Consider the following 13,061-nt stretch of genomic DNA (forward strand, 5'->3'; position numbering starts at 1 on the left):
ATCAACCGGACCGACCGCGTCCGCGCATTCGGACGTCCAGCGCCACCGCGCGAGCATCACCTCGGAGATCCCTCACATGCCCATGTCCGCCCGCTCTCCTCTGGCTTCGGCAGCCGTCGGCGGTTTCGGCGCGGGCATGTCCGCGCCCCCGGCGATCGGCGGTGGCCGTGTTCCGGCCGCCGGCGCCGGGACGGTCCTGGTCGCCCGGCGGCGCAGGACCTGACCGGCCGGGTACGGGGGCCGACACCGCACCGCCGCGCCGTCCCCCGTACCCGCCGCGAGACAACCGTGTCCCCTGACCCCTATGAGAGTGGGATCGTGCCCGACGACGATCGCTTGCTCGTACGCCCCTACGTGGCCCCCTCGGGCCCGCTGCACGGCTCCTCCGGGCCCGCCTGGCCCGAGGAGTCGGGGCGGCTCCTCGTACCGACGCGCTTCGGGGCGTCCGCCGAGGAGCCCGCGCCCTCGCGCGCGCCCGGTTCGGACCCCGCGCCCGAGGAGCGGACCGCACCTTCATCGGCTTCATCGGCTTCGTCGGCCTCGGCGGCCGACCGGCAGGGCAGTCGGCTCCCGTTCGTGGGACTCGCCCTCCTCGCACTGGGGGCGGCCGGGGCCCTCGCGTTCCTCCTGCGCGGCCCCGACCGGGAGCCGCCGCGCGCCGTGGTCCCGCCGAACCTGTCCGTGCCGGTCCTCCCCGCGCGCAGCCCGGGGGCGGGCGAGGAGACCGCGCCGGCCGCGGAGTCCCCGAGCCCGCCCGAGCCCGGAGCCCCGTCCGCGACGGCTCCGCCGGCCACGGGACGGCCCTCTTCCGGCCCGTCGCCGAGTACGAGCCGGTACCCGAAGCCCACGGGCCCGACCGGCACCCGCCCGACGCCCGGCGACGGAACCCTTGGCCCGGGGGACCGCGGGGCCGAGGTGCGCGCCCTGCAGGAACGGCTGCACGCGCAGGGGTTCACGTACGTCTCCCTCACCGGCGTCTACGACGAGCAGACCCGGCGCGGCGTCACCCAGCTCCAGCAGAACAGGAGCATCAAGGGCGACCCACTGGGCGTCTACGGTCCGGCAACCCGCGCGGCCTTCGGAATCGAAGGCTGAACACGGCTCGCTCGCGCGGTTCGAGTACTCGGTGGCAGGGTGCAGTCATGGATCAACAAGCAGAGGTATTGCTCATCGGAGGGCGGGCGGGCGTCGGCAAGACGACCGTGGGGTGGGAGGTCTCGGCGCGTCTGCGTGCCGCGATGGTTGCCCACTGCGTCATCGAAGGCGACTTCATGGGGCAGGCCCATCCGGCTCCGGAGGGAGACCCCGGCCGCAGGAAGATCGCCGAGCGCAACCTGACGGCGCTCTGGTCGAACTACGCCGAGCTCGGGTACCGCCGCCTGATCTACACGCACACCGTGAGCGTTCTGGCCGAGCACGAGGGCATGTTCCAACGGGCCATGGGGGCGAACGTCAGGATCGTGCGGGTCGTGCTCACCGCCTCCGACGCCACCGTGCGCGAACGGCTGACCGCTCGCGAACTGGGTTCGGAGCTGGAGCACGAGCTGGCGAGCAGCGCCCGCAAGGCGCGGATCCTGGAGGAGCGGACGCCTCCGGACACCGTGTGCGTGGCGACCGACGGACGGGCCGTGGTCGACATCGCGCGCGAAGTGGTGGACACCGCCGACTGGCTTCCCCGCGCCGCTGGTTAGCTGCTCGCTGCTCGCTGCTCGCTGCTCGCCGCTCGGCCCGTCAGCGCCCGCCGGCGACGCGCAGGATCGTACCGGTCGTGTACGCGGCGTCCGCGGACAGCAGCCAGGCGATGGCCGCGGCGACCTCCGCCGGCTGGCCGGCCCGCCCGAGCGGGATCTCGGCGGCCGCGAGCGCCGGGCGGTCGGGGTCGCCCATGGCGGCGTGCATGTCGGTGTCGATGATGCCGGGGGCCACGGCGTTGACCCGGATCCCGTCCGGGCCCAGCTCCTTGGAGAGGCCCAGGGTCAGGGTGTCGGTGGCGGCTTTCGTCGCGGCGTAGTGGACGTAGCGGCCGGGACTGCCCAGGGTGGCGGCCGCGGAGGAGACGTTGACGATCGCTCCGCCGCCCGATTCGGCCATGTCCCGGGCGGCCCGGCGGCAGCAGAGCAGGTACCCGAGGAGGTTCACGTCGAGCACGCGGCGCAGGTCCTCGGTCCGGATGTCGGCGAGCCGGCCCGGAGTGCCGGTCACTCCGGCGTTGTTGACCAGTCCGGTCACGGCGCCGAACTCGGCTCCGGCGATGTCGAAGAGCCGATCCACGCCGCACTCCTCGGAGGTGTCGCCGCGCACGGTCACACACCGGGCGCCGGCCGCCCGCACCCGGTCCGCGGTGGCCTTGGCGGCGTCGTCGTCGTGGAGGTAGCCGAGGACGAGATCGTGCCCGTCGGCGGCGAGCCGGACGCACGTGGCGGCGCCGATTCCGCGACTGCCTCCGGTGACGACGGTGACCGGACGACGTGACATATGAGCCTCCTGTGTGACGCAATACCCCGTGTCGTGCCCACACCTGGGATCGCCGCAGGCTAACACCGCGATATGTGGTGGACCAGCGGAAATGGCGTAGCGCAGAGTGCTGGCGGAGCCCGTGCGAAGGCTCCGCCGGAGCGTCCGCCGGTACTCCTGCCGGAGTCCCCGCGGCGGCTCCGCCCGATTCCGCCCTACCGAGGAGCACCACCATGTCGACCCTGCGGGTCACCGCCGAAGAGCTCGTAGTCCATCCGCACCCGAACGCCGACGCACTGGAACTGGCGCAAGTCGGCCTCTATCGGGCGGTCGTGGCCAAAGGTGCCTATCGGACCGGCGACTTCGCGCTCTACATCCCCGAACAGTCCGTCCTCCCGGTCGAGTTGATCGAGGAACTCGGACTGACCGGCCGCCTGGCCGGCTCCACGGCCGACCGAGTCAAAGCCGTTCGGCTGCGCGGCGAACTCTCCCAGGGACTCGTCTGCCTGCCGCGCGCCCTGGACGGCGTGGACCTCGTGCGGGCGGCCGAGGAGGGCGCGGACTTCGCCGGGCTGCTCGGCGTCGTCAAGTGGGTCCCGCCCGTCCCGGCGACCATGAGCGGCGACGTGGAGGCGGCCCCCGAGCTGCTCCCGTGGGTGGACATCGAGAACCTCCAGCGCTACCCGGACATCTTCGAGCCCGGCGAGCAGGTCGTCCTCACGGAGAAACTGCACGGTACGGCCTGCCTGTTGACCTATCTCGCCGGCGAAGGCCGCGTCCTGGTCTCGTCGAAGGGGGTCGGGTCCCGGGGGCTGGCCCTCCGCGAGGACGAGCGCAACCTCTACTGGCGTGCCGTACGCGGCCACGGAGTCCCCGAGGTCGCCGCCCGCCTGGCGGAACGGCTCGGGGCGACCCGGGTCGGGATCTTCGGCGAGGTGTACGGCAAGGGCGTCCAGGACCTGGCGTACGGAACCGACGTACGAGGTGGGGCCGACGCGGCACCCGGGTACGCCGTCTTCGACATCTCGGCCGAGATCGACGGCCAAGTACGCTGGCTGGACCCGGCGGAAGTCCTCATCGAGTCCGAACTCCCCCTGGTTCCCCGGCTGTTCGAAGGCCCGTACGCCCTCGACAAGGTCCTGGAGTGGGCGAGCGGCCGGGAGACCGTGTCCGGCCGGGCCGTCCACCTGCGCGAGGGTGTGGTCATCCGCCCGGCGACGGAACGCTACAGCGCCCTGCTCGGAGGCCGGGCCATAGCCAAGGCGGTCAGCCCGGCGTACCTGACGCGCAAGGGGGGCACGGAGTACGAGTGAGGCGGGGGTGGTCGCCGGCGGCCGGGATCGCCCCCGGCTAGTCTGGTCGGATGCCCGAATCCGCCCCCCTCGCCCGAGCGCTCGACGCCCCGGCGGACCCGCCGCTGCGCCTGCTCCCGGAGGCGGTGGCCGCGTTGCTGCGCGAGCTGGCCGCGCCGCCCCGGCTCGCGGCGCACCTGCGGCTCGTGCACGACGTGGCGTACGAACTGACGGACTGGTTCGCCCGGTTCCGTCCGGAGCTGACCTTCGACCGTGAGGCCGTGCTCTTCGGCGCGGCCACGCACGACATCGGCAAGGCCGTGCACACCGCCGAACTCGAAGGCCCCGGTTCGGCGCACGAGCCGGCCGGGCGGGAGCTGCTCCTCGCGCACGGCTTCACCCCTGAACGGGCCCGCTTCGCCGCCACCCACGGGGCCTGGCTGGCCCCTGCGGTGAGCCTCGAGGAGCTGCTGGTCAGCACTGCCGACAAGGTGTGGAAGGGCAAGCGGGTCACCGGCCTGGAGGACCTGCTCATCGACCGCCTGGTACGGGCCTCCCCGCCCGGAACCGAGCGCTGGGAGGCCTACCTCGACCTCGACTCACTGCTCGCCCGGATCGCGGACGGGGCGGACGGCCGTCTGGCCTTCCAGGCGGCCCACCCGATCCACGTCCGCCGCCCGGCCTGAGTCTCCGGACCGCTCCGGGGGGCGATCGGGCGCTGAGCGCGGGCGACTACAGTGCCGACATGGACGCAGCGAGCACGGCCACCGGTGCGGGCGCCGGGACGGCCACCGGCACCGGCACGGCCCCGACCCTGGAGGACGTGGCCCGGGCGGCCGGGGTGTCCCGGGCCACGGTGTCCCGCGTGGTGAACGGGGTCCGCAACGTGGACCCCGCCATCCAGCAGGCGGTCCAGCGCGCCGTCGCAGCGACCGGATACGTACCGAACCGCGCGGCCCGCTCGCTGGTGACCCGGCGCTCGGGTGCGGTCGCGCTGGTGGTCTCGGGCGCGGGCGCGGACACCGGCCGGGTGTTCCAGGACCCCTTCTTCGGCCGGGTGGTGAGCGGGGTCGTACGGGCCCTGCGCCCGCGCGGAGTGCACCCGGTGCTGCTGTTCGCCGACGGGGAGGCGGACCGCGCGCAGGTGGTCGCGTACCTCACCCAGGGCGGTGGGGACGGAGCACTGCTCGTCACCACCGACGGTCGCGACCCGCTGCCCGGGATGCTCGCGCGCGCCGGCCTGCCCGCGGTGCTCTTCGCCCGGCCGGCGCCCGGGGTTCCGCTGGACTGGGTCGACCTGCGCCACCGCGAGGGCGGGGCGCTGGCCGCGCGGCACCTCCTCGCCCGGGGCTGCCGGCGGCTGGCCGCGATCGGCGGCCCCGCGGACGTCCCGGCGAGCCGGGACCGGGTGGCGGGCTTCCGGGACGAGCTGGCAGGGACGGCGGTACGGGTGGCCGAGGCGGACTTCACGCTGGACGGCGGCGAGCAGGCGATGCGCGCGCTCCTCGCCGAACACCCCGACCTGGACGGAGTGTTCGCGGCGAACGACCTGATGGCCCAGGGCGCCTGCCTGGTGCTGCGCGAACACGGCCGCCGGATCCCGGAGGACGTGGCGGTGGTCGGCTTCGACGACTCCGGCGCGGCGGTGGCGGCCAGGCCCCGCCTCACGACGGTCCGGCAGCCGGTGGAGGAAATGGCGGCGGAAATGGTCCGCCTCCTCCTGGACCGGGTGGCCGGCACGGCCCCGACGGACCCGGCGGCAGTGCTCTTCGACCCGGAACTGGTGGTCCGAGACTCGGCGTGAACGCGGCCGGTCCGCGGTCCGCAGTCCGTGGTCGGCCCGCAGTGGGCGGGAATTCGGGTGCGGCACGGGCGCGGACCGGGCAATCATGCCCCCATGGTCGAGCTGCCGTGGGACGAAGTGAACAGCCTCTTCGGGCGGGAGGGGAGCTGCATCATCGAGGGATGGGTCGAAGGGACCGGTCCCGAGGACTGGCAGGCAGTCCTGGACCTCGTCGCCGAGAACGGCTGGCGCGGTGAGTACTCCGTGACCGAGGGAAACCCTCTTCCGCTGCCATCGGCCGAGGCCCTCTTCGACCGACCCGTCGGTGCCGATCGGGCGAGGCTGCGGATCTGGCCGCACCCGGACGTGCTGGTGATCTTCTGTGCGCTCTCCGCGGCCGAGATCGACTTCGACGTGGACATCTGGCAGCTTCAGGGACAGGAACGCGTGGACGTGCTGGGCGGGTTCCTCGGTGCGATCGGGCGCAGGCTGCGCAGGTCGGTGGTGCTGGTTTCCGAGGGTGCCGAGGATCGCAGCCGCCCGCTCATCGGCTTCGACGTCGGCCGCGACCGCGTGCTGTTGCGGCCCAACGGCTAGGTACCGCCCGGGACATCAGGGCCGCACGGCCCGGAGGGGCGTGTTCAGCAGTCGAAGGCCGACCAGCAGATGTCGTTCCGCAGTCGCTGGTCGTCGAGGACGAGGGCGCGGATCGCCTCCGGGAGCTGGTCGCGCTGCCAGCGGCACTCCCGGCGTCCTGCCTCCTCGGCTTCGGCTTCCGGTGCTGCGGCACGGGCGGCCTTGATCGCGTAGGCGGCTGCGCCGAGTTCGTGCGCGGCGACGTGGGCGACGGCTCCCGCCTGGCCCGCGGCGTACGCCGCGTGGCGGGCCGCCCCGCGCAGGTCCCTGGCCGCGCCCATCGCGTGGCCGCCCGCCGCGCGTGACCGGGTCATCGTGACCTCGCCGCGCACCCACGCGCGGGCGTGCTCGATCGCCTGGCGCGGCCGCGGGTCCTCGGGTCGAACCGACTCGAACAGGCCGAGGACATGCTCCGCGCAGGACGCCGCCCACAGGGCGAGGAGGTGATGGTCCGGGTCGGTGAGGGTCCCGCCCCGGCGGATCGTCACGAAACGGGGGTCCCGGATCTTCGGGAGGATCATGGGGCGCTCCGCTCCCCGGCCGCCGTCGAGCCGCCGCGGGTCTGGAGCGAGGTCTGCCAGCCCGGAGCCTCAGTCGTGGGCTCCGGCGGCGTGCGTCGGCCGCCCGCGGCGAAGAAGGCCGCCAGCGGGAGGGTGGCCGCGCCCACCGTGACCGCGTCCGGGCCCAGGGAGCCCATGTCGATCGTGACCCGGGCGGCCGGATGGCGCAGCGAGTAGCGCATCGCGTGTTCCCGTACCGCCGGGAGGATGTGCGGGCCCAGCATCAGGCCCGCCCAGCCGCCGATCAGGATCCGCTCCGGCTGGAAGAGGTTGATCACGTCCGACAGGCCCGCACCCAGGTACTCCGCGGTCTCGTCGAGCAGGTCCAGTGCGATCTTGTCCCCGCCGCCGGCCGCCGCCAGCAGTGCGGCCAGGGCTTCCTCCTCGTCCCCCACGGCTGCGTCCCCGCCCCCGCCCCGCTCGGCCCACCGCGCCAGGAGCGACTCCGCCCCCGTGTAGGCCTCCAGGCACCCCAGCGCCCCGCAGCGGCAGCGCCGCCCGCGGACCTGCACGGTGAGGTGGCCCCACTCCAGGGGTGCGCCCCCAGGGGTGGCACCGTCCGGGGAACCGTCGGTGATGAGGCTCGCTCCGACGCCGGATCCGAAGAGCACGACCACCGCGTCCCGGGCCCCGCGCCCCGCGCCGAACCACATCTCCGCCTGGCCGAGCGTGCGCGCCCCGTTGTCGATGATGTACGGGACCTCGGGCGGCACGGCTCCCGTCGCGCGCAGCAGCGCCTCCAGCGGGACGGCGTCCCAGCCGATGGTCTGCCCGTGGACGACGGTTCCGCCCGGCGCGTCGCGGTCGACGATGCCGGGTACGCCGATGCCGACCCCCAGCAGCCGGTCCGACCCGACCTCGGCGCGCTCCAGGACGGTGGCGATACCGCTCCGGATGTGGTCGACGATCGGGCCGACGTCGTAGCAGCCGCGCGGCTGCAACGGGAGCTCGGTGCGCGCCAGTTCGGTGAGGGTCAGGTCGAACAGCTCGACCCTGACCCGGGTTTCGCCGACATCGATGCCGATCATGTGCGCGCTGCCGGGCGCCACGCGCAGCAGCGTGCGCGGGCGGCCGCCGTCCGAGTCGACGATGCCGGCCTCCTCCAGCAGTCCGTCCGCGACGAGTTCGCCGACCACGTTGCTGACGGATCCCGAGCTCAGCCCGGTCGCGGGCCCCAGTTCCTGCCGACTCAGAGGGCCTCCGAAGTACAACTGCTGCAGCACGGCGCTGCGGTTGCCCGTCCGTAGGTCCCGCACCGTGCGTCCACTGCGCCCCGTCGTCATATGACTCCTTCCGCCCCTGACATCGGTCGCAACATACCGTGCGGGACCCCTGGGCGCGATCCATCGCCGCCACTTACTTCACGACCTGAATTAATCGGCTCCGCCGGACCGCGGAAAGGCTCCGCCGCGCCGCGCCCGGCCCTCCTCCCGGGGCGGGCGCGGCTCTTCGTGGTGGGATGGGGGGCGGGGGCAGGCGAACGGCTCACGGAGAGGCGAGAGGTATGTCCGAGGACCAAGAGGGCACCATGCGGGCGATGACGTACGACACGTACGGCGGAGTGGAGGTGCTCTCCGAGACCCGGATCCCGGTACCCAAGGTCGGACCCGGTGAGGTCCTCGTCCGGGTCAGGTGCGCCTCCGTCAACCCCGTCGACTGGAAGATCATGGCGGGCGGTCTCGACGGCCTGATGGACGTCGTGTACCCCGTCGTCCCCGGCTGGGACGTGGCCGGGACGGTCGAGTACGTGGGCATCGACACCCCCGAGTTCACCGCCGGCGACGAGGTCGTCGCCTACGCCCGCAAGGACTACGTCCACGGCGGCACCTTCGCCGAGTTCGTCACCGTGCCCGTACGGGCCCTCGCGCCCAAGCCCGCCTCCCTGACCTGGCAGCAGGCCGCGGGGTTGCCGCTGGCCGGCCTCACCGCGTACCAGCTGCTGACGCGCCTGGACACCGGCAAGGAGGACACCGTCCTGGTGCACGGAGCCGCGGGCGGAGTCGGCTCCCTGGGCGTGCAGATCGCCCGGGCGCTCGGGGCGCGCGTCATCGGCACCGCCTCCGCGCGCAACCACGACCGGCTGCGCGAGCTGGGCTGCGAACCCGTCGAGTACGGTGACGGCCTCGCGGAGCGGGTCCGCGCCCTCGCGCCCGACGGGGTCACCGTCGTCGCCGACTTCGTCGGGGGAGTCCTCGACACCACCCGGGCGGTACTGGCCGAAGGCGGCCGGCACGCCTCCATCGCCGACCACACCGTGCTCGGCGCGGGCGGCCAGTGGATGTGGGTGCGGCCCGTCGGCGCCGACCTCGCCGAGCTGGGCCGGCTGGCCGACGCCGGCCAACTCACCGTCACCGTCGCGAAGACCTTCCCGCTCGCGGAACTCGCGGCCGCCTTCGACCTCAGCCGGGAGGGACACACCGCCGGGAAGATCGTCCTGGAGGTCTGAGCCGGACGTCGCAGGCGTCGCAGGCATCGCGCGCGTCGCAGATGCCTCGGGCGCCGCAGGCTTCCGCACGCGCGACCGCGCGCCGCCCGGGTCGGTTCCGGGCGGCGCGCGGAGCGTACGGGAGCGTCGTGCCGGGGATCAGGCGTAGGCCAGGCGTGGACGCCGAAGTGGTGCTACGGGAGACGGCCGTCGGGGCCCAGGACGGTGCCGGCCTCCGGGTGGAACTGGTCGTAGCCGCGGTTGTTGCACTGCAGCCCGCCCTTGATGCAGTGCTCGACCATGGCGTTCAGGGTGCGCTCGTCCCACGCGTTGAAGAAGTCGTAGTGGAAGGTGTGGCCGGACCCGCTGGAGAGCCTGACCTGGGACATGTCCCCGCTGACCGGGAAGGCCATCTTGAACTCGACCATCGGGACCGCGACCGGGTGGGAAGCAGGGCAGACGTTGTCGTTGTTGCCCGGCTTGGTGACCGGGTAGGCCATGTGCGCCTTGTGGTCCGGGACGTCGAGGTTCTTGCCGTCCCAGCAACTGGGCGACTGCATACGGATGTTGAGCTGGGTGCCGGCCGGGCAGTTGGCCGGGAACTCGGTGTTCTTGAAGCTGTCACCGCACTCCCAGCCCTCGACCCAGCCCTTGTGCGCGCGGAACTCCGCCGCGGTCTGGGTCGGGCTTCCGACGAGGAAGCGCAGTCCCTTGGGGAAGGGGCGCACGCTCGTGTAGTCGGTGACCCCGGTCTTGTAGTAGATGACCTGGGGGCCCGTGGGCAGGATCTTCTGGCTGCCGTTGAGGAGCGTCGGCATCCAGTAGCCGGACAGGTCGCCGAGCGCGGTACAGGCCGTGCTGCCGGCACTGAGGGAGGCGGTGGTGCTGTTGCCGTCCGTGCCGGTGTTGCCCATGAAGGTGTGGTCGTGCGAGGCGCCGGGCCGGCCCGCGTACACGATCGGGTCGTCGGGCGCGGTCTTGGTGACCGAGCAGTTGGCCTGGAACTCGTGGAAGTAGCGGTCCGGCGGGTTGTTCCAGGACGGGGTCACGCCGGTGACCTGCGGAACGGCCGGGATGTAGCCGTCGCCGTCGGGGTCGTCGCCCCCGGCGACCGCCGCCACGGCGGAGTGGTCCATGTTCATGTGGACGGCGCCGGAGTCGGGCGAGGCCTGTGCGGTGAGCGTGGTGGCGCCGAGTCCGGCGGCCGCGGTCACGGCGATGGCCGCCGAGACCAGGAGTGCGGACAGGGTCCGCGGTCGGAGATGCATTCCTCTGCTTCTTTCTCGTGGGAGGAGAGGGAGGGAAAGGAGAGGGAGCGGGGTTGGGAGAGCGCTCTCTCGCGTGCCCCGGAAAAGGCGGGGCGGCCCGGTGGCCGCCCCGCGAACCGGGCGTCAGGGGGTGATCAGGGGAAGGAGACGACGGTGGAGGGGATGGTCGAGGTGCCCGAGGTCGGCGCGCCCGTGTTGTTGATGACGTGCTCGTACTGGCCGTTGCCGCCGAGCGAGACCACGAGGATGTCGTGGAACTTCACGCCGGGCTTCACCGGCACCTGGAAGCCGTGGTCCTGGCGGATCGTCGGATCGACGTTGTAGTAGCAGTAGCTGCCCAGGCCCCAGCCCTCGTGGGTGTTGACCGAGTCGGCGACCTTGTAGGCGGCGTATCCCTTGATCGAACCGTTCTGGATCGCGGCCTGGTTGGGGGCGTCGTACGCCTTCTCGTTCTGGAAGAAGATCGTGCGGCCGCGCTCGCCGTTCCACTCCACGTCGTACTTGTTGAAGTGCTCGACGAACAGGCCGGTGGCCAGCACGTCGTCACCGTTGACGCGGAACCCGTAGTCGGAGCGGTTGGTCTCCCAGCCCACGCCGTCGCCGTGGTCGGCGCGCCAGATCCAGGTGTGGTCGACGATCGTGTCGTGGTTGTTGATCACCATGCCGACCGTGGCCTTGCCCGCGCCCGCGCCGCCGACGCGGATGAACACGTCCTGGACGGTGGTCGGGTTCGCCGCGTGGTCCGTGGTGGTGCCGGCCGGGCCGACCTCCAGCAGGGTGGGGGAGTTGACCTGGCCCGCGTCGACCAGGAACCCGGCGAGCTTGACCCCGTCGACGTCGCCGACCTTCATCGCCGTCACCCCGTTGTCCGGGATGATGGTGGCGAGGCCGAGGCCCAGGACGACCGTGTCCGCACGGTTGACCTGGATGGTCTGGTCGACGTGGTAGACGCCCGGGGTGAAGAGCAGGTGCAGGCCCTGGGCCAGCGCCTGGTTCATCGTCGCGGCGGTGGTGCCGGGCTTGACCACGTAGAACTGGCTCAGCGGGATCGAGGAGCCCTGCGGGGCTCCGTTGCCCCAGGAAGTGCCGCGGGCGTTGGTGCGCTTGGCGGGGACGAACACCTTGTACTCGGAGCCGTCCAGGTAGAGGAACGGCTTCTCGCGGGAGACCGGGGTGGTGTCGAGGGTGGTGTAGCGCGGCTCCGGGAAGCTCTGCGCGGGCGCGCCCTGGGTGCCGGAGAAGACCTGGTTCCAGACGCCGTTGGACCAGCCGCCGATGGAGCTGTCGCGGGTGTACCACTGCTGCTGCGAGTAGTTGCCGACCTGACCGTCGATCTTCGAGTCGGCGATGAAGCCGCCGGAGGACCAACCGTAGCCGGACGGGGCGAGGTTGAGGCCGCCCTTGACGTGCATCCGGCGGAACGGCGCGGCCTGGGAGACGGCCCAGCGGTCGGTTCCGTTGACCGGGTTGAGCGCCAGGTTCTCGGCCGAACGCCAGAAGTTCTGCGTGGCGTTGCCGCCGAACCAGCCCGCGTCCACGGTCACGTCACCGTTGATCGTGGTGTCGTCCGGGCTCAGCCCGAGGCCGGAGATCGAGGTGTAGAAGCCGATCTGGGCGTTGAGGCCGTTGTAGGTGCCCGGCTTGAAGAGGAACTGGTAGCGCCCGGAGCCGAACTGCGCCGACTCCTGCTGGGCGAACACCTCGTCCAGCTTGGCCTGGATGTTCGGCGTGGACGGGTCGAAGACGATCACGTTGGGGCCGAGGTCGCCGCCGCCGGGCAGCTGCGGTCCGGTGCCCCCGGTGCCGTAGACCTGGAACTCCCAGAGGGAGTACCCGTATCCGGTGGTCCGCTGGGTGCCGTACACGCGGACGTAGCGGGCGGTGCCGGTGATGTCGTGGGTCTGCACGCCGCCCGTGCCGTTGGCCGTGGAGTAGGCCGTGGACCAATTCGCGCCGTCCGTGGACAGCTCGAGGCGGTACGCCTTCGCGGCGGCGGTCTCCCAGCGCAGGACGACCTGGCTCAGCTGGGCGGCCGCGCCGAGGTCGACCTGTATCCACTGCGGATCGGCGAACTGGCTCGACCAGCGGGTCCCGTTGCTGCCGTCCACGGCCGCGGACGCGGGGGTGCCGGCGCCCTCGGAGGAGGAGGCGGTGGCGGGCTTGCCCTGGGAGAGCAGCGTGGGCGCGGCGGTCGCCGCGGTGCTCGGCAGGAGCACGAGGAGGGCCGCGACCAGGGCGGCCGCGAGGGAAGCCACGGTCAGCCGGGACGGTCGCGACACGCGGCGCGCCGGGTGGGGAGGGTGGGCGGAGAGGAGGGGCATGCGGGGCTACTCCTGACGTTGTGGATCCGGGGGGATCGAAGCGTGAGTGAACTGCCCGGCGCCGGGGCCGTCAAGGGTTTGAGCGTTCATGAACTGAAGATCCAATGCCATGTCAAACACGCATCAGGCCTGTGAACTTGGAGTTTCTTCAATCCTTGTGAAAAGTATTGACGAAAAAACTTTGCACAACTCTACTGAGGCTCTGACCGCTCCGTCTCGCCGTGCCCGCTACGGCGGGGCGGAGCTCTGGTCGGGAGTCCTCGCCGCGTTCGGAGGGTGGGCGCCGAGGTTCGACCGATGCCGTCCTGCGTTCGCTACTTGT

13 protein-coding genes are annotated in these 13,061 nt (G+C 72.4%); 8 read left to right on the forward strand and 5 right to left on the reverse strand.

From position 1 onward, the window contains the following. Positions 1-76: 76 nt before the first annotated feature. From ACE1OC_RS36315 to ACE1OC_RS36325, 3 genes are all read left to right on the forward strand, one after another. Entirely contained in the window at positions 77-223 is a 147-nt protein-coding gene (locus ACE1OC_RS36315) for a hypothetical protein (protein WP_250739300.1), read from the forward strand. 95 nt (positions 224-318) lie between these two features. After that, positions 319-1,095: a peptidoglycan-binding domain-containing protein gene (locus ACE1OC_RS36320; protein WP_407840566.1), complete on the forward strand. Its 777-nt coding sequence runs from the start codon at positions 319-321 to the stop codon at positions 1,093-1,095. Positions 1,096-1,142: 47 nt separating this feature from the next. Beyond that, entirely contained in the window at positions 1,143-1,691 is a 549-nt protein-coding gene (locus tag ACE1OC_RS36325) for an AAA family ATPase (RefSeq protein WP_407840567.1), read from the forward strand. A 40-nt stretch (positions 1,692-1,731) separates the two neighbouring features. On the opposite strand, the gene ACE1OC_RS36330 is transcribed toward ACE1OC_RS36325, so the two are convergent. Beyond that, positions 1,732-2,475: an SDR family NAD(P)-dependent oxidoreductase gene (locus tag ACE1OC_RS36330; RefSeq protein ID WP_407840568.1), complete on the reverse strand. Its 744-nt coding sequence runs from the start codon at positions 2,473-2,475 to the stop codon at positions 1,732-1,734. Between the two features lie 212 nt (positions 2,476-2,687). Here ACE1OC_RS36330 and ACE1OC_RS36335 point away from each other — a divergent pair, with 212 nt between their 5' ends. The 4 genes from ACE1OC_RS36335 (at position 2,688) to ACE1OC_RS36350 (ending at position 6,126) form a co-directional block, all read left to right on the forward strand. Then, a complete protein-coding gene (locus tag ACE1OC_RS36335) occupies positions 2,688-3,767 on the forward strand; it encodes an RNA ligase (ATP) (RefSeq protein ID WP_407840569.1) in 1,080 nt (359 codons plus the stop codon). 50 nt (positions 3,768-3,817) lie between these two features. Beyond that, entirely contained in the window at positions 3,818-4,432 is a 615-nt protein-coding gene (locus ACE1OC_RS36340; RefSeq protein ID WP_407840570.1) for an HD domain-containing protein, read from the forward strand. Between the two features lie 59 nt (positions 4,433-4,491). After that, positions 4,492-5,550: a LacI family DNA-binding transcriptional regulator gene (locus ACE1OC_RS36345; protein WP_407840571.1), complete on the forward strand. Its 1,059-nt coding sequence runs from the start codon at positions 4,492-4,494 to the stop codon at positions 5,548-5,550. 93 nt (positions 5,551-5,643) lie between these two features. Continuing rightward, positions 5,644-6,126: a hypothetical protein gene (locus ACE1OC_RS36350; RefSeq protein WP_407840572.1), complete on the forward strand. Its 483-nt coding sequence runs from the start codon at positions 5,644-5,646 to the stop codon at positions 6,124-6,126. Positions 6,127-6,170: 44 nt separating this feature from the next. Here ACE1OC_RS36350 and ACE1OC_RS36355 read toward each other — a convergent pair whose 3' ends face one another. Both ACE1OC_RS36355 and ACE1OC_RS36360 read right to left on the reverse strand, forming a co-directional pair. Beyond that, positions 6,171-6,686 carry a putative immunity protein gene (locus ACE1OC_RS36355; protein ID WP_407840573.1) on the reverse strand — a complete coding sequence of 172 codons (516 nt, stop codon included), beginning with the start codon at positions 6,684-6,686 and terminating at the stop codon, positions 6,171-6,173. Continuing rightward, complete coding sequence (locus tag ACE1OC_RS36360; RefSeq protein ID WP_407840574.1) at positions 6,683-8,008, reverse strand: ROK family transcriptional regulator; 1,326 nt, start codon at positions 8,006-8,008, stop codon at positions 6,683-6,685. Before ACE1OC_RS36360 ends, ACE1OC_RS36355 begins: the two co-directional genes overlap by 4 nt. A gap of 245 nt (positions 8,009-8,253) precedes the next feature. On the opposite strand from ACE1OC_RS36360, the gene ACE1OC_RS36365 reads away from it, so the two are divergent. Next, entirely contained in the window at positions 8,254-9,171 is a 918-nt protein-coding gene (locus ACE1OC_RS36365) for an NADP-dependent oxidoreductase (RefSeq protein WP_407841790.1), read from the forward strand. 173 nt (positions 9,172-9,344) lie between these two features. On the opposite strand, the gene ACE1OC_RS36370 is transcribed toward ACE1OC_RS36365, so the two are convergent. Continuing rightward, entirely contained in the window at positions 9,345-10,418 is a 1,074-nt protein-coding gene (locus ACE1OC_RS36370) for a DUF1996 domain-containing protein (RefSeq protein ID WP_407840575.1), read from the reverse strand. Positions 10,419-10,552: 134 nt separating this feature from the next. Next, on the reverse strand, positions 10,553-12,739 hold the full coding sequence (locus tag ACE1OC_RS36375) for a discoidin domain-containing protein (RefSeq protein WP_407840576.1): 2,187 nt from the start codon (positions 12,737-12,739) through the stop codon (positions 10,553-10,555). Positions 12,740-13,061: the final 322 nt, after the last annotated feature.

Origin of the sequence: Streptomyces stoeckheimensis (assembly GCF_045822005.1) — a bacterium.
Lineage (GTDB): Bacteria > Actinomycetota > Actinomycetes > Streptomycetales > Streptomycetaceae > Streptomyces > Streptomyces stoeckheimensis.

Bases quoted from the DNA above. Each gene is read 5' to 3' on its own strand.
- ACE1OC_RS36355 (WP_407840573.1), bottom strand. From the start codon at position 6,686: ATGATCCTCCCGAAGATCCGGGACCCCCGTTTCGTGACGATCCGCCGG.
- ACE1OC_RS36370 (WP_407840575.1), bottom strand. From the start codon at position 10,418: ATGCATCTCCGACCGCGGACCCTGTCCGCACTCCTGGTCTCGGCGGCC.
- ACE1OC_RS36360 (WP_407840574.1), bottom strand. From the start codon at position 8,008: ATGACGACGGGGCGCAGTGGACGCACGGTGCGGGACCTACGGACGGGC.
- ACE1OC_RS36375 (WP_407840576.1), bottom strand. From the start codon at position 12,739: ATGCCCCTCCTCTCCGCCCACCCTCCCCACCCGGCGCGCCGCGTGTCG.
- ACE1OC_RS36345 (WP_407840571.1), top strand. From the start codon at position 4,492: ATGGACGCAGCGAGCACGGCCACCGGTGCGGGCGCCGGGACGGCCACC.
- ACE1OC_RS36325 (WP_407840567.1), top strand. From the start codon at position 1,143: ATGGATCAACAAGCAGAGGTATTGCTCATCGGAGGGCGGGCGGGCGTC.
- ACE1OC_RS36340 (WP_407840570.1), top strand. From the start codon at position 3,818: ATGCCCGAATCCGCCCCCCTCGCCCGAGCGCTCGACGCCCCGGCGGAC.
- ACE1OC_RS36350 (WP_407840572.1), top strand. From the start codon at position 5,644: ATGGTCGAGCTGCCGTGGGACGAAGTGAACAGCCTCTTCGGGCGGGAG.
- ACE1OC_RS36335 (WP_407840569.1), top strand. From the start codon at position 2,688: ATGTCGACCCTGCGGGTCACCGCCGAAGAGCTCGTAGTCCATCCGCAC.
- ACE1OC_RS36330 (WP_407840568.1), bottom strand. From the start codon at position 2,475: ATGTCACGTCGTCCGGTCACCGTCGTCACCGGAGGCAGTCGCGGAATC.
- ACE1OC_RS36365 (WP_407841790.1), top strand. From the start codon at position 8,254: ATGCGGGCGATGACGTACGACACGTACGGCGGAGTGGAGGTGCTCTCC.
- ACE1OC_RS36315 (WP_250739300.1), top strand. From the start codon at position 77: ATGCCCATGTCCGCCCGCTCTCCTCTGGCTTCGGCAGCCGTCGGCGGT.